The following is a 16,353-nucleotide window of genomic DNA, read 5'->3' as shown; positions in this document are numbered from 1 at the left end:
GGGGGTGGGGGCTAGGTGGTGGGGACGACGTCGGGGGCGTCGGCGATGTCTCCGGTCTCGTCGGCGGCCACCGCTTTGCGTCCGAAGTACACCACGTAGGCGATGAACGCCGCCTCGACCGCCACGCCGATCCCGATCCGCATCCAGGTCGGCAGTGGCGACGGGGTCACCCCCGCCTCGAGCAGCCCGGCCACGCCGAACACCACGATCAACCCCACGGCGACCGCGACGACGGCGCGGCCCTGCTCGGCGAGCGCCTGGGCACGCGGCCGATCACCCGGGGCGATCACCGTCCAGCCCAGCCGCATGCCCACCGCGCCGGCCAAAAACACCGCGGTCAGCTCCAGCAGTCCGTGCGGGGCAAGCAGTCCCAGCATGAAGCCGCCCCGCCCGGCGTGAAACATCAGCCCCAGGGCAACCCCGACGTTGGCCGCGTTGGCGAACAGCATCACCGGGATCGGCAGGCCCAGCAGCACCGAGAACGCGATGGCGCGAGCAGCCACCCAGGCGTTGTTCACCCAGACCTGCAGCGCAAAGGACGCGGCCGGATGGTCGCTGTAGTAGGCGGCGAACTCGTGGTTGACCAACCGCTCGATGTCCGCGGGTGTGCCGATCGCCGCCTGTACGTCCGGGCTGCCGGCCACCCAACAGGCGATGATCGCCGACACTGCCAGGAACACCGCAGCGGTGCCCAGCCACCACCGCCAGGCGCGGTACGCGACCACCGGAAAGGACACCGTCACAAACCGGATGAACTCCGAGGCCAACGGCGCATGCGCACCGGTGACCGCGGCGCGTGCCCGCGCCACCAGCGCGGAGAGTCGGCCGATGAGCGCCGCATCCGATGACGACGAGCGCAACACCGAAAGGTGGGTGGACACCCGCTGATAGAGGTCGACGAGCTCATCGACCTCAGCGCCGGAGAGCCGCCGCCGACGCTTGACGAGCGACTCCAGCCGATCCCAGGTCGGCCGATGGGTCAGCACGAAGGCGTCGACATCCACGTCGCCGAGCCTAGCGAGGACTGCGCGCCGGCGAAGCCGTTGCCGCCGGTCGCTTCACGCACGTTCCGCCGTGAGCGCCTCGATCGCAGCAGTTCAGCCGAGTAGCGTCTGACCTATGTCGAACCGCAGCCCCGAGCTGGTGACCGGCGACGCCGTCGTCCTCGACATTGCGATCGCGCAGCTGCCGGTGCGCGCCGTCAGCGCGCTGATCGACATCACCGTCGTGGTGGTGGGTTACCTGTGCGCGATCGTGCTGTGGGCCACCACACTCGGCCGGTTCGACGACGCGTTGACCACCGCCATCATGATCATCTTCGCGGTGCTGCTCCTGGTCGGTTACCCGGTGATCATGGAAACCGCCACGCGGGGTCGGTCGCTGGGCAAGATGGCGATGGGCCTGCGGGTGGTCTCCGACGACGGCGGCCCGGAACGCTTCCGGCAGGCACTCTTTCGGGCGTTGGCCGCAGTCATCGAGATCTGGGGACTGGCCGGTAGCCCCGCGGTGATCTGCAGCCTGCTGTCGCCGCGCGGAAAGCGTCTGGGCGACATCTTCGCCGGCACCGTGGTGATCAGCGAACGCGCGCCGGTTTCGACTCCACCGCCCATGATGCCGCCCGGGCTGGCCTGGTGGGCGTCGACGTTGCAGCTGTCGGGCCTGCGGGCCGAATCCGCCGAACTGGCACGGCAATTCCTGGGCCGCGCCGCGCAGCTTGACCCGCATACCCGGCAGATGATGGCCTACCGGATCTCCGGAGATGTGCTTGCGCATATCTCGCCACCACCGCCCCCCGACGCCCCGCCCGAGCTGGTGCTGGCCGCGGTGCTGGCTGAACGGCATCAACGCGAGCTGGCGCGGCTTCAGGTCGCGCCGCCCGGGCCGCATTTCCCGCCGCCTCCAACACCGTGGCCACCGCCGAATGCCGGCGGATTCTTTCCCCCGAGTTAGCGCGCCGCCGATACCAGCCGGTCCGTCTGTCGGTCCGGCTTATCGTTGCATCACGATAGTTCTCGATATATCGTGACTGTATCGGGAGCGAGGCACGCTCCCCCGTCCCAAACGAGGTACCCATGAACAGCTCCTTTGGTTCACCCAGCGGACACGTCAGCGCAGAGGCCGGCCACCACGTCGGCTTCGGTTTCGGCCCCGCGACGCCAGCGCAGCGCCGGGCCGCACATATCGCACGCCGGCAGGCGCGGCGCGAGTTCCGCAGGCAGTTGCGCGACCACGCCGCCGAGCACTGTGCGCCGTTCGGCTTCGGGTCCGGCCACGAGGCCACCGGCCCTGGATTCGGCCCGGATTGTCGGCACGGATTCGGTCCGGGGTTCGGCCCAGGTTTCGGACCCGGCGGTCCCGGCTTCGGGTTCGGTCCGGGCGGGCATCGGGGACACCGCCGCGGCAATCGCGGCCGGCGCGGCGACGTGCGCCTGGCCATCCTCGCCCTGCTTGCCGAGGGCCCGATGCACGGCTACGAGATCATTCAGCAGATCGCCGAACGCAGCCAGCAGCTGTGGCGTCCCAGCCCTGGATCGGTCTATCCGACCTTGCAGATGCTGGTCGATGAGGGGCTGATCACCGGCGCCGAAACCGATGGCAAGAAGCGGCTATTCGAATTGACTGAGGAAGGCCGCGGGGTCGCCGAGTCGATCGAGACCCCACCGTGGGAGCAGATCGCCGACGGCGCCGACCCGGGCCAGATCAACCTGCGAACCGCGGCCCGCCAGCTGTTCGGTGCGGTCACACAGGCGGGGCAGGCGGCCACGACCGAACAGCAGCAGCGCATCGTCGACATCATCAACGGCGCCCGCAAGGAGATCTACGGGATCCTCGGCGAAACCGACTGATCCCTACCGTCAACAGTGTTGAAGGACCCGGTGCATCGCGGTCTTCTCGTTCGATGAAACCCACAGTCCGTATGCGGTTTTGACGACGATCTGGCGGGCTACGAATTCGCATTCAAACGCGGCGTTCGCCGGCAGCCAGCCGGCGGCGTCGCGGAATGCTTTGTCAAAGTTGGCCTGGGCGCCGACCGCGAGCAGGTTGCGCGGGTCGTTGGCGAAATCGCGACGGCGCCTGTCGTCCCAGGCTCGCGCTCCCTTGTACCAGGCGTCGGCCAACGACACGACGTGGTCGACCTGTACGGCCTCGGACGTCTCCGGGCCACGGACAAAGGCGATGATCTCCCCGGAGTACGGGTCGTGCAGGACTCCGCGCTGGACCAGGCAGGTGCCGCGTCGCAGTTCAACCTGGGCCAGGTCGCGGCGCAGGATGTCGTCGCGGGTATTGCAGCCGTTGTGGCCGAATTCGACGTCGACGTCGTCGCTCCACCGCTCACCGAAGCGGTAGCGCTTGAAGTCCCTCTCGCGATCCCAGCCCTTGACCGGAAGCGCTTCGAGCATGCTCCGGGCGTCGTCATAGGAGTTCAGCGGTACCGCACTCGATGTCGGCGGCGGCACCGGCGCGGATCCCGACGACTGTGACAACGACTGCTGCCACCATGCCCAGCCCACGGCGGTCACCACGATCAACACCACCAGCGCGGCGGGCAGCAGCCACCCGCGTGCGGCCCTTCTCAGGGCAGCTCGACCCAGTCCAGCGTGCGTTGCACGGCCTTTCGCCACCCGGCATAGCCTTCGGCGCGTTGGTCTTCCGACCAGTTCGGGGTCCAGCGCCTGTCTTCACGCCAATTGGCGCGCAGATCCTCGGGCCCCTTCCAGAATCCGACGCCCAATCCGGCGGCGTACGCCGCGCCCAGCGCGGTGGTTTCGGGCACCACCGGCTTGACCACGTCGACCCCGAGCACGTCGGCCTGGATCTGCATGCACAGATCGTTGGCGGTGATACCGCCGTCGACCTTCAAGACGTCCAGGTGCACACCGGAGTCGGCCTCCATCGCTTCGGCCACATCGCGGCTCTGGTAGCAGATCGCCTCCAGGGTGGCCCGGGCCAGATGCGCGTTGGTGTTGAAGCGGGACAGCCCGACGATCGCGCCGCGCGCATCCGAACGCCAGTACGGCGCGAACAAGCCGGAGAACGCCGGCACGAAGTACATCCCGCCGTTGTCGGAGACCTGTCGGGCGAGGCTCTCGATCTGGGTGGCCCCGCTGATGATGCCCAGCTGGTCGCGCAGCCACTGCACCGCGGAGCCGGTGACCGCGATCGAGCCCTCCAGGGCGTAGACGGGCTTGGCGTCGCCGAACTGGTAGCAGACCGTGGTCAACAACCCGTTGTCGGAGCGGACGATCTGCTCACCGGTGTTGAGCAGCAGGAAATTTCCGGTGCCGTAGGTGTTCTTCGCTTCACCGGCCGACAAGCACACCTGGCCGACCATGGCGCTCTGCTGGTCACCCAGGACTCCGGCGATCGGCACCTCGCCGCGCAGCGGGCCGGTGCTCGCGGTCACCGCATGCCGACGTCGTATCGATGACGCGGTGATGCGAGGCAGCATCGCCCTCGGGATCGCGAACAATGCCAGCAGTTCGTCGTCCCAGTCCAGGGTCTCGAGGTTCATCAGCATGGTGCGGCTGGCGTTGGTGACGTCGGTCAGATGGACGCCGCCGCGCGGCCCCCCGGTCAGGTTCCACTGCACCCAGGTGTCGCAGGTGCCGAACAGCGCTTCGCCCCGTTCGGCATCGGCACGCACACCCTCGACGTTCTCGAGAATCCACCGCAGTTTGCCGGCGGAGAAATAGGTGGCCGGCGGCAACCCGGCCTTGCGCCGGATCACCTCACCATGGCCGTCACGCTCCAGGGCCGCGGCGATGGCGTCGGTTCGGGTGTCCTGCCACACGATCGCGTTGTGGTAGGGCTGACCGGTCTTGCGATTCCACACCACCGTGGTCTCACGCTGGTTGGCGATGCCCAGCGCCGCCAGATCCGAAGCGTGAAGTTTGGTGGTGTTCAGCGCCGAGACCAGCACGGCCGCAGTGTGGTTCCACAGTTCGAACGGGTCGTGTTCCACCCAGCCGGCCCGGGGCAGGATCTGTTCGTGTTCGAGCTGATGGCGACCCACCTCCGCACCATCGTGATCGAAGATGATGCAGCGGGTGCTGGTGGTGCCCTGGTCGATCGACGCGACGAAATCGGCCAAGTCTGACTCCTGTCCATACCGGTGCCGGTCGGTGCCGCGTCCATCATGGCGCACCTGATCGGCGCGGGGTGGCGCTACGCGGCAGGATCGTGACGCCGGGGCAGGTCAGTCCACAATATTAGACATTTTTCACGAATCCATCAGACGTTATTCATTCACTGTGCCGCATATTTGGAAGTATCGCGATTGGATCTCGTGATGGTGAACAAACGGTGTCGGAACGCCGCCGATGTCTGGACCCCCACCAACCTCCGTGGCCGACCACGTGCAGGTCAGAACTGAATCGGAGTAGCAATGGACGTCGTCCTCGGTGTGGCACTTGCATCGAGCGCACCCACCACCATCCACACCGTGCTGGTCTGCGGAGAGCGCGGGGACGGCGTCACGCTGGAGGAGCTCAGCTTTGATGTGCCCTCCGACGACTCCGTCGACTTCCCCGCCGTCGACGCGTTGATCGCGGCCATCCTGCGGGCGCGTGACGCCGCGCACTCCGCGGGTCTGAAGCTGGTGTCGACCGGTGTCACGGTCACCGACCCGCTCGACGAGGCCGCGCTGAGTTCGCGGCTGTCCGGCGGCGCCCTCGACAGCTTGAAGAACGTGACTCTGGTCTCCCCGACGCTTGCGGCGGCGAGCCTGGCCCACAACCTGGGACAGACGGTCGGATGCGACCAGATGGGGTTGCTGTCCGTCGAGTCGGCGACCGCCACACTCGCCGTGATCGACTGCACCGAAGGCACCGTCACCCGCATATTTCGGCAGACCCTCGATGACGGCGACGCCACCGCGGCGGTCGACACGGTCGCCGATCGGCTCCACGCCGCCCACACGGAGCCCGGCGGCCTGTTCCTGATCTGCTCTGAGGGAGATTCCACCGCGCTGCGGCCGCGGCTGGAGGCGACGACAGACCTCGAGGTGTGTGAGCCGACGGAGTCGCGCGCCGCTCTGGCCCGCGGCGCGGCGCTGGCATCGGCCCGCCTGGTCAGTGTCGACGCGGGGTCTGCCGCGCTGGCCTACACCCAGGAACCCGCCTCTGGGGCAATCGATCTGGGTTACTACGACGTCCCCACCTTTGATGCCGGCGATCTGGCCTACAGCGCCGTGCCCGACGAGGAGGCCGAGGCTCCCACCGAGATTTTCGCCCCGGCAGGGCAGCCGCCCCGGCGCCCGCTGCTGGTGGCCAGTGCGGCGCTGGCATCGGCCGGATTCGCCGCGGCGTCGGCGCTGATGGTGTCCATGACGTTGGACATCACCCCCAACCTGGTCGCGTTGCGGCCGGAACTGGGCCGCGCACTGACCCTTCCGCACCGGGCTCCGAACCTGCAGGTGCCCGCCGCGGAGCCGTACGGGGGAGAACCGCCGGTCATGGGGCAACCACCAACGGACTCGATTCCGCTGCCGCACTTGAACCTCCCCTCGGTCCCCGATCTGCCGGCGCCAGTACCGCTGGACCTCCCGACGCCTGATCTGCCGGCGCCACAGTCGGTTACGGTCGGGGCAGCTACCGGGCCGATATTCGTTCCCGCCCCGGTCTTCGCTCCGCCGTCGCCGCCCGTGCACCTCCCGGAGGCGCCGACGCCGTCGCCCCTGCTCTTGGCGCCATTCCTGGCCCCCGCCCCGCACCGGCCCATCCTGACGGGCCTGACCGAACTGTCCCGCCTGTGGGGAGTGCCCGGGAAACCGGCGGTGGTCAAGCCGCAGCCACCCGAAGTCAAACCCGAACCCCCGGTGGTCAATCCCAAGCCTCCCGTCGAGCTTCCTCATCCCCCGGTGATCAAGCCCCATCCGCCGATCGTGAAGCCCATACCGCCGGTGGTGAAGCCCCACCCGCCGGTCGAGCTCCCCGACCCGCCGGTGGTCAAACCTGAAGTCCCGGTGGTGAATCCCAAACCACCGGTCGTCAAGCCTGAGATCCCGGCGGTGAACCCGAAGCCCCCGGTCGTCAAACCTGATGTGCCGGTCGTGACTCCCAAACCACCGATCGTCAAACCCGAGATCCCGGTGGTCAAACCAAGCCCGCCGGTGGTGAAGTTGCCGGATCCGCCGGCCCAGGTGCCGGACCTTCCCGTCGTGAACCCCAACCCGGGCATCCAGCTGCCTGAGCTGCCGGTCAAGGTTCCCGACGCACCCGCCGTCAACCCCAACCCGGGGATTCAGCTGCCGAACCTGCCGATTCAGGTGCCGAATGCAGGACCGCCGGTCGGGCTGCCCGTTCCCGAAGCTCCGTCCCTGCCGGCACCGCAGGCACCCTGGCTGCCCTCGCTGCCGGCACCGCAGGCGCCGTCGCTGCCATCCCTGCCCGCACCGCAGGCACCGTCGCTGCCATCAATGCCGTCGCTACCCGTGCCGCAGGCTCCGTCGCTGCCATCAATGCCATCGCTGCCCGCGCCCCAGGCACCGTCGCTGCCATCAATGCCATCGCTGCCCGCACCGCAGGCACCCTCGATGCCCAAGATAGGCGGCGGCATCTTCGGAGGCGGCGGCAAGCCGGGCGGAATCTTCGGAGGTGGCGGCAACCCCGGCGGAATCTTCGGCGGCGGCAAGCCAGGCGGTGGCCTGTTCGGCGGCGGGGGCGGCGGCGGACTGTTCGGCGGCGGGTCCCGCGGCGGTGGCCTGTTCGGCGGCCGGGGCGGCGGACTGTTCGGCCACTAGCGTTCGCCGAGAACGGCTTTCATCGGCCGTGCGGCGCATCGGCCAACGCCGCGGCGAGCACCTCCAGGTCGTCTGAGGTGGTGTCGACGTGCGGTGAGATCCGCAGCACCGGCACGGTCAGCTCCAGCGGCGCGCGTTCGACACCGGCTGCGGTGGTGACGATGCCGTGCTCGGCGATCAGCCACGCACGCAGGTCCACCGGATCGATACCGGCCGGCGGGACCACGGTGGTGATGGCGCTCGGCTCGTCGGGCGGTTCGACCACCCGCCAGCCGGGCAGCTGAGCCAGCACCCGTCGGCTCCGGGCACCCACGCCGGCCAACGCAGCCCGAACCGCTGCCGGCCCTGCTGCCCGGTGCTCCCTCAGCGCCACGCAGAACCCCACCTGCGCAGCCACATTGACGTCACCGGCGGCCGGGCCGGGCGCCACCAGGTGAGCCCACTCCGGCCGGACCGCCAGCGCCCCCACCCCACGCGGCCCGGCCAGCCACTTGCGTGACGACGAGTAGACGGCATCGGCGCCGACGGCACAGTCGATCTGGCCCAGGGCCTGCGCCGCGTCGACCACCAGCGCAACACCGAGGTCGCGGCAGATATCTGCCAGCTGGGCCAGGGGCTGCACCAGCCCGCGGTGACTGCCGACCGGGGTCACGTGCACCAGGCTCGGCGGGTCAGCGGCCAGTGCGGTCGCCGCCTCGTCGAGCACCACGCGGCCGGTGTGGTCCACCGGCAGCGTGCGCCGGCTGAACCCATGAGCCGCCATCACCGCCAGGTTCGGGCCGTATTCGCCGGGCAGACAGGCCACGGTGCGCTGCGTTCCCGGCCATCGGGACAACAACAGGTCCAATGCATTCCGCGACCCGGTGGTGAACACCACGTCGGCTGCGGCCATACCGGTCAAGGCGGCGAAATCGGCGCGTCCGGCGTCGAGCACCGGCGCAGCGGCCTCGGCGGCGAGGTAGCCGCCGACCTCGGCTTCGCGACGAGCATGTCGGGCCGCGGCGTCGAGTGCCAGGTAGCTCTGCCGTGAGCAGGCCGCACTGTCCAGGTGCAGCCCAGCGGCGGGTGGGCGCGCGGCGCGCCAGCTGTCAGCGAGGCTCATTTGATGGCGAGTGACAGGCCGAAATCGCCTGCCGCGTCGGTCCACCAGCGTCGGAGCCGCAGACCTGCGGCCGCCAATTCATCGGCCACCTGCTCCGGACGGAATTTGCAGGATACCTCGGTCAGCATCTCTTCACCAGCCGCGAAATCGACAGCCAGGTCCAACTGGCCGATCACGACATGCTGGGCGCGGCCGGCCCGCAGCCACATCTCGATGCGCTGTTCGGCTGAATTCCAGCGCGCCACATGGGCGAACTCATCCAGGTCGAAGTCGGCGTCGAGCTCACGGTTCACCACCGCGAGCACGTTGCGGTTGAACGCGGCGGTCACCCCGGCCGCGTCGTCATAGGCGCGCACCAGCCTGCCGGTGTCTTTGACCAGGTCGGTGCCCAGCAGCAGGCCGTCACCGTCGTGCATCACAGCCGCGAGGTCGGCCAGGAACTCCGCGCGCGGGCCCGGCGTCAGGTTGCCGATGGTCGATCCCAGAAACACGAACAGTCGCCGGCCCCCGTCGGGGATCTGCGCCAGATGGTGCTCGAAGTCGCCGCAGACACCGTCCACCCGCACGCCGGGATAGGCGCGGGCGATCGCCTCCCCCGCCGTCTCCAGCACCCCGGCGTCCACGTCGAACGGGATGAACCGGCGCAGCGCGCCGACCTCCTGCAGTGCGTCCAGCAGCATCCGGGTCTTTTCCGAGGTGCCGCTGCCCAGCTCGACCAGGGTGTCCGCACCCGAAAGCTGCGCGATCTCGGCCGAATGCGCTCGCAGGATCTCCGCCTCGGCGCGAGTCGGGTAATACTCGGGCAGCCGGGTTATCCGGTCGAACAGGTCACTGCCGACGTCGTCGTAGAACCACTTGGGCGGCAAAGACTTCGGCTGCTGGCCCAGGCCGTTGCGGACGTCCTCCCGCAGTGCGGAGCGCGCCGCGTCGGCGGCCAGGTGATTGGCGATCGTCACCGTCATCGCGCCGCCCCCAACGCGGTGACACGGACTTCGCCGTCGTGCGCTTCCACCAGATGGCGATCTGGGATATCCACCCAGCGTGGGTCGTCATCGTAGGGCTCACTGGCCAGCACCACGCCATCGGCTCCGTGCAACATCGACAAGGTGTCTCCCCAGGTCGTCGCCAACATCCGGGAACCGTTGGCGGCCAGGATGTTCAGTCGAGCCGCCGGATCGGCGGCACCGATCTCGGCGATCACCTCACCCAACGACTCCACCCCGCGGGCGAAGAGGGCCGCGGCCAGTACGGCACTGTCACAGACCGATTCGGCACCCTCGGCGCCTTTCAGCACATCGCGGTTGACCACGCCGTTGTGGGACAACAGCCAACCGCCGTCGGTGAACGGTGCGGTGGCACTGGCCTCGATCGGCATCCCCACCGTGGCCGAACGCACCGCCGCCACCACGCAGTGACTGGAAAGCGCCGGGGCGACCGAGGCGAACGACCCGTCGCCCCACAGCGGCGCCGCGCTGCGCCACCGTCGCGGCACCTGGCCGTCGAAAAATCCTGCGCCCCAACCATCTGCGTTGAGCAGGCCGTGCTGCTGCCGGCGGGGCGCGTAGGACTGCACCAGCAGGCCCTGCGGCGGATCCAGCATCAACTCGGCCAGGGACCGCGGCCTGCCCAACCAGCCCAGATGCCGACACATCAGACGTCCCAGGCCAGTCGAACACCGGCGAAGATCTGCCGCCGATAGGGATGGTCCCAGTTACGGAAGCTGGGCCGCAGGATCTCGGGGGCGACAGCCCACGACCCGCCGCGCAGCACCCGATAGTCGCCGCCGAAGAACGGCTCCGAATAGCGTTGGTAGATCATCGGAGAAAAGCCCGGCCACGGCCGCAGGGGCGAACTCGTCCATTCCCAGACGTCACCGAGGAGTTGCTGCACGCCGTAGGCCGACGCCCCGTCCGGGTAGGCCCCGACCGGCGCCGGTCGCAGGGCGCCGCCGCCGAGATTGGCCAGGTCGGTCGACGGATCGGCGGCCCCCCAGGGATAGCGACGCCGCGCGCCCACGACCGGATCCCAGGCGCAGGCCTTCTCCCATTCGATCTCGGTGGGCAGCCGAGCGCCGGCCCATGCGGCGTACGCCTGTGCCTCGAAGTAGCTGACATGCTGCACCGGCTCATCGTCGGGCAGGTCCTCGACGTGGCCGAACCGGACCCGGGATCGATGATCGGGACCCCAGAACTGCGGCGCCGTCAATCCGGCCTGCACACAGTGACGCCAGCCGCGTTCACTCCACCACCGTGGCTGCCGGTAGCCGCCGTCATCGATGAAGTCCCGCCATTCGCGGTTGGTGACGGGCACCCGGCCGATCCGGAACGTGGCCACCTCGACGGTGTGCGCGGGGCGCTCGTTGTCCAGCGCGAAGGGCTCATCGGTGGCGTCGACGCCGAGCACGAATGCACCGCCCGGCACCAGCACCGAGGTGCCCGCAAGCTCCGGCTGCCCGGCCGGCAGGCCACCGCCCACGCCGAGCAGCGGTGGACCGGCACGGAGGTTCAGCGCCTGCAGGATGGTCTCGTCGTGCTGGTGTTCATGGCTGAGCACCAGGCCGAACACGAATCCGTCCCGCCGATCTCCCGCGGCACCGGACAGAGACTCCAGCTTGTCGAAGGCCTTGGAACGCACCGTGGCGCAATACTTTCGGGCCTGCTCGGGCGCCAACAGCGGCAGCTCTACGCGGCTGGCCCGCGGGTGGCTGAAGGCATCGTAGAGTCCCTCGACATCCGGGGGCAGCAGGCCGGGCCGTGCGGGATCCCCATCCCGCAACAGCCACAGTTCCTCCTGCTGGCCGATATGGGCCAGGTCCCAGACCAGTGGGCTCATCAGGGGGTCGTACTGGCGGTGCAGCTCTGCGTCGTCGAAATCGACGAGCGCCAGCGTGCGCCGGCGCGCCCGGGTCAGGTCGCGGGCCAGAATATCGGCTGTGGTCATAACTGCCTGCGCGCCAATCGGGTAACCATCGCGGTGGTGCCGACGCGGGCCACTTCTTCGGTGACGTCGTCGGCCGGGCAACGGCCTCGTTCGACCATGCCGGCCAGCCGATCCATCCCGTCGCGCAGGCATTCCGGGGCGCGGTCAGCGGCCAGGCCCACACACCGTTCGGCGGCAGCATGCAGGCGCGGGTCGGCCAGGCCGATCCGGGCGGCGACGTCCCAGGCGGTCGCGACGGGTGCGACGGCGTCGGCGGCGCTGTCGGCGGCGACCGCATCGTCCAGCAGGGTGGCCAGGGTGAAAACCAGTGCCGGCCAGAGGGTGTCATCGACGCAGTCCAGATAGCGGATCTCCAGCCAACCGCGCGGGCGCACCGGGGGAAACAGGGTGGTCAGGTGGTAGTCGAGGTCTTTCACCCCGGCGCGACGGCCGCCGAGCCGCACTCGACCATCGGCCCAGGCGGCGAACGGAACGTAGCGGCTGACCGGAATCGCTTCGGGCGTATGCACCAGCATGACCGGAGCTTTGAGCGCGTACCGCGCCCAGTCGGTGGCGGGGTCAGTGCCGTCGAGGCCCAGTACCGGACCGCAGCGCGCCGAATCCAGCCGGCTCCACACCCGCTGCCGGGTGGAGCGCCATCCGGAGGGTTCGCCGGCCAGCAGGGGGGAGTTCGCGGAAATCGCGACCATCGTCGGGCCCAGCGCGTGCGCCAGCCGGACCCGGTCGGCCCAACCGGAGCGTGTGCCGGCGTCCAGATTGAGCTGGACCGACGCCGTCGCCGTCATCATCGCCGCACCGGCCGAACCGGTGTGGCTGGCCGCGAAGAACTGTTCCATGGCCGCGTAGCGCTCACCGGGGTTGACCCGCTCGGTGGGCCGCAGCGGGTCGGCTCCCAGCTGCACCAGACCCAGGCCGGCGTCGGCGAAAGCCGCTCGCAATACCGCCTGGTCGGCCGCCATCGCGTCGATCGCGGCGAGGGCGCCTGTCAGCGGTGGGCCGGAGAGCTCCACAGCGCCGCCCGGCTCGACGGTGACGACGCTGCCACCCGGCAGGGCCGGCAGCGAGCGCAACACGTCACCGATCTCCGCCCAACTGGGCCGTCGATGCGGGTCGTTCGGGTCGAAGCAGTGCGCCTCGATCTCCAGGCCCACCCGGCCGTGCGGGGCGTCGGTGAGGCACCGTTCGGTGATGTAGTCGGCCGCCTCGGCAGCACCGGACAGCTCGGGGCCGCCCAGGCAGGATTCATCTCCGCGGGACAGTTGCGTCGCCGCGGCGAACCCCATATCAACCCCTCCGCCCGTCGATCTTTCCGACGCTACCGGAGAGGGGCGACACGAAGACCCAGGATCACTGACCCAAAGAGTTCTGCATCGCCCCTGCCAGCACATTCACCGCGGGGCCGGCGTTGCCGGACTGGCAGACCTTGGCCTGCAACAACACGTTCGCCCGCAGCCGGGTCTGGTTGAAGCAGCGCCGGTCGGTGCCGGCCTCCTGCTTGCTCCAGGCCAAGTCCGTTGCCGTGGCCGGCCCGCCGCTGAATTCCCAGACCTGCGTGGCTCCGTTGTCCAGGTGCATCGCGGTGGTGCGTCCCGAGCAGCCGACGGTGCGGTCGACGACACGGTGAAACGCCGCGCCGGCAGCTGCATCGGTGGCGAACACCCCCACCGCCTGCTTGACGAAGTGTCTCTGGTCGGTGGCTGATGTCTGGGTGACGGCGCTGTTGAACGACGCCAGGTCGGGGTCGTTGTAGACCTCGGGCAGGCCGATGTCGGCCCAGTTGTTGCATGCCGGCTCGTCGACCCAGAAGGCTTGATACGGCTCGCCGGAGACGGATTCAAAGCCCATCGGGGCGCCGACGATGTTGCCGACCGATCCCCTCGGCAGCACGGCGTAGGAGACCACGCCGGGTTCGGAGGGGCCTGCTGCGGCGACCGGCGCGACCGCTGCACCGGCAGCGGCCAGTCCCAGTCCCGCCAGCAGGGTTGCGGCGGCCCGTCGGCCGTCAGGCAAGGTTGGCCCGCACCCCCGCCTCCACCGCGCTGCCCAGTTCGGGGTCGACATTGCGCCAGTATTCGAACACTCGCGACAGCACCGGCTCGGTGACACCGGCCGAGACGTGTCCAACGATGTTGGAGACCAACCTCTTGCGCTCATCGTCGTCGAGGACATCGCGGTACAGGGTTCGCGCCTGGCTGAAGTCGTCGTCGTCCGGGCGCAGCGTGTACGCGGCGCGCACCATGTCTCCGTCGGCGTGCCAGCGCACTTCGGCGGCGCGGGCCGGGTCCGCCTTGGGACCGCCCATCGAGTTCGGCGCGTACACCGGGTCCGTCGCGTGGACGTACCGCATGGCACCGTCCTTGGAGTAACTGTGCACCTCTGATTTCGGTGCGTTGACCGGCAATTGGCTGTAGTTGGTTCCGATCCGGGCCCGGTGCGCGTCGGCGTAGGAGAAGCCTCGGGCCAGCAGCATCTTGTCCGGGCTCAGACCGGTGCCGGGCACCATGTTGTTGGGCTGGAACGCCGCCTGCTCGATCTCACTGTGGTAGTCGCTGACATTGCGATCAAGGGTCAGCTTGCCGACGTCGATCAGCGGGTAGTCGCCATGCGGCCAGACTTTGGTCAGATCAAACGGGTTGTACCGGTAGGTCTTTGCCTCCTCGAACGGCATGATCTGCATCTTCAGCGTCCAACTCGGATGCTCGCCACGCTCGATCGCCTCGTAGAGGTCCCGCTGGTGGTAGTCGGCATCGACGCCGGCCAGACGGTCGGCCTCCTCCTGGGTGAGGAACTCCACGCCCTGGTCGCTGATGAAGTGGTACTTGACCCAGAAGATCTCGCCGGCAGCGTTGATCCAGCTGTAGGTGTGACTGGAGTAGCCGTTCATGTGGCGCCACGTCTTCGGAATGCCGCGGTCGCCCATCAGCCAGGTGACCTGGTGAGCCGACTCCGGTGTGAGGCTCCAGAAGTCCCACTGCATGTTGTGGTCACGCAGGTTGCTGGCCGCGCGCCGCTTCTGGGAACGGATGAAGTGCTGGAACTTCAGGGGGTCACGGATGAAGAAGACCGGCGTGTTGTTGCCGACCAGGTCGAAGTTGCCCTCAGACGTGTAGAACTTCGTCGCGAAACCACGCGGGTCTCGCCAGGTGTCTGGGCTGCCGCGCTCACCGGCGACGGTGGAGAACCGCGTCAGCGTCTCGGTCCTGGCGCCCGGCGCGAACACCGCAGCCCTGGTGTACCGGGTGACGTCCGCGGTGACCTCGAAATGCCCGTATGCCCCACCACCCTTGGCGTGCGGCTGGCGTTCCGGGGTGCGCTCCCGGTTGAACATCGCCATCTGTTCGATCAGGTAGTGGTCCTGCAACAGAATGGGGCCATCCGGGCCGATGGTCAGCGACTCACCGTCGCTGGGCGCCGGGATTCCGGCATCGGTGGTGGTGTGGCGCTCGGTCATCTGCGTGTCTCCTCTTGTACTCAAGAGCTTGGGTCTCAATGCGTTTGACTCAGACCGCCGACCAGCGTGCAGGCAGCGTCACAGCGGAGGCCGCATGCTCGGCAGCTTGGAAAGATCAGCGGTGCGGTGGCGCCGTCGGCGGAGTGGGTGGCGGCGGGGGCGGCCCGCCGGGCCCGCCGGGACCGTTACCCGGCCCGGGTGTCCGGAAGCCCGGCCACTCCGGTCCCTCACCGAATCCCGGGCCCATCGGGGGACCGTGATGCATCATGCACGGCCCGTGGTGGTGACGCCCGTGCCAACCACCGTTGCTGAGGTAGACCCCGGTGCCGAAGATGACGGCGGCCACGAAGACGGTCCCGGCGATGATCACCACCCAGGCCGCGGCTTGGTACAGCCGGTTCGGTGGTGGCGGAGGTGGTGGAGGAGGCGGTGGGTTGGGAACTGGCGACTCGCTCATACCGATCCATCATGCCCGACAACGACGCCGGCCGCCGCCCTTCGGGAGGGGCGGCGGCCGGTTGCTCGTGGCCGGACCGGGTTACCGGCCGGCTGGGGGTGGTGGCGACTGGGTGCTCACCGAGGGCGGCGGCTCACCGGGTCCGCGCTGCTCAGGTCCGGGCCACATCGGCCCTGGTCCGCGATGGGGGCCCTTGTGGAACATCGCGTGCTGGCCGAAGTGCCCGTGGGGCCCGTGCCAGTGGTGATGTCCGCCCGGTCCGCCGCGGCTGAACCAGACGCCGGCGAAGAAGATCGACGACACGATGAAGACGACTCCGGCGACGATCGCGACCCAGGCTGCGAGCCGGTAGAGCCAATAGGGCTTGGCCTCACCCGCCGGCGCGGGAGGGGTGGGTGGGGTGGTTGTGATCTCAGATGGTGCGCTCATATTTGGCATGCTCCGGGGGCAACACCAGACACCGCTAGGTCCTGGCTATGCATCAGCTATGAGCCCTTTCCCGGTAGAACGTGCGGCCCGACGTGGCGACCGTCCGCCGATCATCCTATAAGAAAAAAGTGAGAATTGCCATGGAAAAATCTCTATATATGACATGGCATTCCCGATAGCATCGGCGCCACTACCCGCCCAATCATGGCTTAACCAGCAGGAAAGGCACGATC

At 68.8% G+C, this 16,353-nt stretch carries 15 protein-coding genes; 3 read left to right on the top strand and 12 right to left on the bottom strand.

What is annotated here, in order from left to right; translation table 11 throughout:
- Nucleotides 1-11: 11 nt before the first annotated feature.
- Nucleotides 12-1,004, bottom strand: a complete 993-nt coding sequence (locus tag AWC18_RS07505; protein WP_085138296.1) for a stage II sporulation protein M — start codon at nt 1,002-1,004, stop codon at nt 12-14.
- Between the two features lie 115 nt (nt 1,005-1,119).
- On the opposite strand from AWC18_RS07505, the gene AWC18_RS07500 reads away from it, so the two are divergent.
- Together AWC18_RS07500 and AWC18_RS07495 are read left to right on the top strand one after the other, a co-directional pair.
- A complete protein-coding gene (locus AWC18_RS07500; protein WP_064997573.1) occupies nt 1,120-1,950 on the top strand; it encodes an RDD family protein in 831 nt (276 codons plus the stop codon).
- Nucleotides 1,951-2,072: 122 nt separating this feature from the next.
- A complete protein-coding gene (locus AWC18_RS07495) occupies nt 2,073-2,846 on the top strand; it encodes a PadR family transcriptional regulator (protein ID WP_085138295.1) in 774 nt (257 codons plus the stop codon).
- A 9-nt stretch (nt 2,847-2,855) separates the two neighbouring features.
- Here the strand turns inward: AWC18_RS07495 and AWC18_RS07490 are convergent, their stop codons facing one another.
- Both AWC18_RS07490 and glpK read right to left on the bottom strand, forming a co-directional pair.
- Nucleotides 2,856-3,524 (bottom strand): HNH endonuclease family protein, encoded by a 669-nt coding sequence (locus AWC18_RS07490; protein ID WP_234806456.1) that lies wholly within the window; start codon nt 3,522-3,524, stop codon nt 2,856-2,858.
- A gap of 50 nt (nt 3,525-3,574) precedes the next feature.
- Nucleotides 3,575-5,092 carry a glycerol kinase GlpK gene (gene glpK / locus AWC18_RS07485; RefSeq protein WP_085138298.1) on the bottom strand — a complete coding sequence of 506 codons (1,518 nt, stop codon included), beginning with the start codon at nt 5,090-5,092 and terminating at the stop codon, nt 3,575-3,577.
- Nucleotides 5,093-5,386: 294 nt separating this feature from the next.
- Here glpK and AWC18_RS21810 point away from each other — a divergent pair, with 294 nt between their 5' ends.
- Nucleotides 5,387-7,741, top strand: a complete 2,355-nt coding sequence (locus tag AWC18_RS21810) for a DUF7159 family protein (protein ID WP_085138294.1) — start codon at nt 5,387-5,389, stop codon at nt 7,739-7,741.
- A gap of 19 nt (nt 7,742-7,760) precedes the next feature.
- Here AWC18_RS21810 and egtE read toward each other — a convergent pair whose 3' ends face one another.
- From egtE to AWC18_RS21425, 9 genes are all read right to left on the bottom strand, one after another.
- Nucleotides 7,761-8,843, bottom strand: a complete 1,083-nt coding sequence (gene egtE, locus AWC18_RS07475; protein ID WP_085138293.1) for an ergothioneine biosynthesis PLP-dependent enzyme EgtE — start codon at nt 8,841-8,843, stop codon at nt 7,761-7,763.
- Nucleotides 8,840-9,805 carry an L-histidine N(alpha)-methyltransferase gene (egtD, locus tag AWC18_RS07470; RefSeq protein ID WP_085138292.1) on the bottom strand — a complete coding sequence of 322 codons (966 nt, stop codon included), beginning with the start codon at nt 9,803-9,805 and terminating at the stop codon, nt 8,840-8,842. Before egtD ends, egtE begins: the two co-directional genes overlap by 4 nt.
- Nucleotides 9,802-10,494, bottom strand: a complete 693-nt coding sequence (egtC, locus tag AWC18_RS07465; protein WP_085138291.1) for an ergothioneine biosynthesis protein EgtC — start codon at nt 10,492-10,494, stop codon at nt 9,802-9,804. The genes egtD and egtC overlap by 4 nt, the downstream gene beginning before the upstream one ends.
- Nucleotides 10,494-11,783, bottom strand: a complete 1,290-nt coding sequence (gene egtB, locus AWC18_RS07460; RefSeq protein ID WP_085138290.1) for an ergothioneine biosynthesis protein EgtB — start codon at nt 11,781-11,783, stop codon at nt 10,494-10,496. The genes egtC and egtB overlap by 1 nt, the downstream gene beginning before the upstream one ends.
- Nucleotides 11,780-13,066 (bottom strand): ergothioneine biosynthesis glutamate--cysteine ligase EgtA, encoded by a 1,287-nt coding sequence (gene egtA / locus AWC18_RS07455; RefSeq protein WP_076050079.1) that lies wholly within the window; start codon nt 13,064-13,066, stop codon nt 11,780-11,782. Before egtA ends, egtB begins: the two co-directional genes overlap by 4 nt.
- A 64-nt stretch (nt 13,067-13,130) precedes the next feature.
- The gene (locus AWC18_RS07450) at nt 13,131-13,793 is read right to left on the bottom strand and encodes a sensor domain-containing protein (protein WP_234806455.1); all 663 of its coding nucleotides are present in this window, start codon (nt 13,791-13,793) and stop codon (nt 13,131-13,133) included.
- Nucleotides 13,786-15,234, bottom strand: a complete 1,449-nt coding sequence (locus AWC18_RS07445) for a catalase (RefSeq protein WP_064996891.1) — start codon at nt 15,232-15,234, stop codon at nt 13,786-13,788. Before AWC18_RS07445 ends, AWC18_RS07450 begins: the two co-directional genes overlap by 8 nt.
- Before the next feature lie 115 nt (nt 15,235-15,349).
- The gene (locus tag AWC18_RS21625) at nt 15,350-15,691 is read right to left on the bottom strand and encodes a hypothetical protein (protein WP_085138288.1); all 342 of its coding nucleotides are present in this window, start codon (nt 15,689-15,691) and stop codon (nt 15,350-15,352) included.
- A gap of 81 nt (nt 15,692-15,772) precedes the next feature.
- On the bottom strand, nt 15,773-16,120 hold the full coding sequence (locus tag AWC18_RS21425) for a hypothetical protein (RefSeq protein WP_064996893.1): 348 nt from the start codon (nt 16,118-16,120) through the stop codon (nt 15,773-15,775).
- Between the last annotated feature and the right edge of the window lie 233 nt (nt 16,121-16,353).

This window comes from Mycolicibacter nonchromogenicus (genome assembly GCF_002101775.1).
In the GTDB taxonomy this organism is placed as follows: domain Bacteria; phylum Actinomycetota; class Actinomycetes; order Mycobacteriales; family Mycobacteriaceae; genus Mycobacterium; species Mycobacterium nonchromogenicum.
Note: the sequence above shows the minus strand (reverse complement) of the source record. Positions and strands in the feature narration are given on the sequence as shown.

What these genes read in the sequence shown, in the direction of transcription:
- AWC18_RS07445 (WP_064996891.1), bottom strand. Translation starts at nt 15,234, where the DNA reads ATGACCGAGCGCCACACCACCACCGATGCCGGAATCCCGGCGCCCAGC.
- AWC18_RS07500 (WP_064997573.1), top strand. Translation starts at nt 1,120, where the DNA reads ATGTCGAACCGCAGCCCCGAGCTGGTGACCGGCGACGCCGTCGTCCTC.
- egtA (WP_076050079.1), bottom strand. Translation starts at nt 13,066, where the DNA reads ATGGGGTTCGCCGCGGCGACGCAACTGTCCCGCGGAGATGAATCCTGC.
- AWC18_RS21425 (WP_064996893.1), bottom strand. Translation starts at nt 16,120, where the DNA reads ATGAGCGCACCATCTGAGATCACAACCACCCCACCCACCCCTCCCGCG.
- AWC18_RS21625 (WP_085138288.1), bottom strand. Translation starts at nt 15,691, where the DNA reads ATGAGCGAGTCGCCAGTTCCCAACCCACCGCCTCCTCCACCACCTCCG.
- egtD (WP_085138292.1), bottom strand. Translation starts at nt 9,805, where the DNA reads ATGACGGTGACGATCGCCAATCACCTGGCCGCCGACGCGGCGCGCTCC.
- egtE (WP_085138293.1), bottom strand. Translation starts at nt 8,843, where the DNA reads ATGAGCCTCGCTGACAGCTGGCGCGCCGCGCGCCCACCCGCCGCTGGG.
- egtC (WP_085138291.1), bottom strand. Translation starts at nt 10,494, where the DNA reads ATGTGTCGGCATCTGGGCTGGTTGGGCAGGCCGCGGTCCCTGGCCGAG.
- AWC18_RS07495 (WP_085138295.1), top strand. Translation starts at nt 2,073, where the DNA reads ATGAACAGCTCCTTTGGTTCACCCAGCGGACACGTCAGCGCAGAGGCC.
- egtB (WP_085138290.1), bottom strand. Translation starts at nt 11,783, where the DNA reads ATGACCACAGCCGATATTCTGGCCCGCGACCTGACCCGGGCGCGCCGG.
- AWC18_RS21810 (WP_085138294.1), top strand. Translation starts at nt 5,387, where the DNA reads ATGGACGTCGTCCTCGGTGTGGCACTTGCATCGAGCGCACCCACCACC.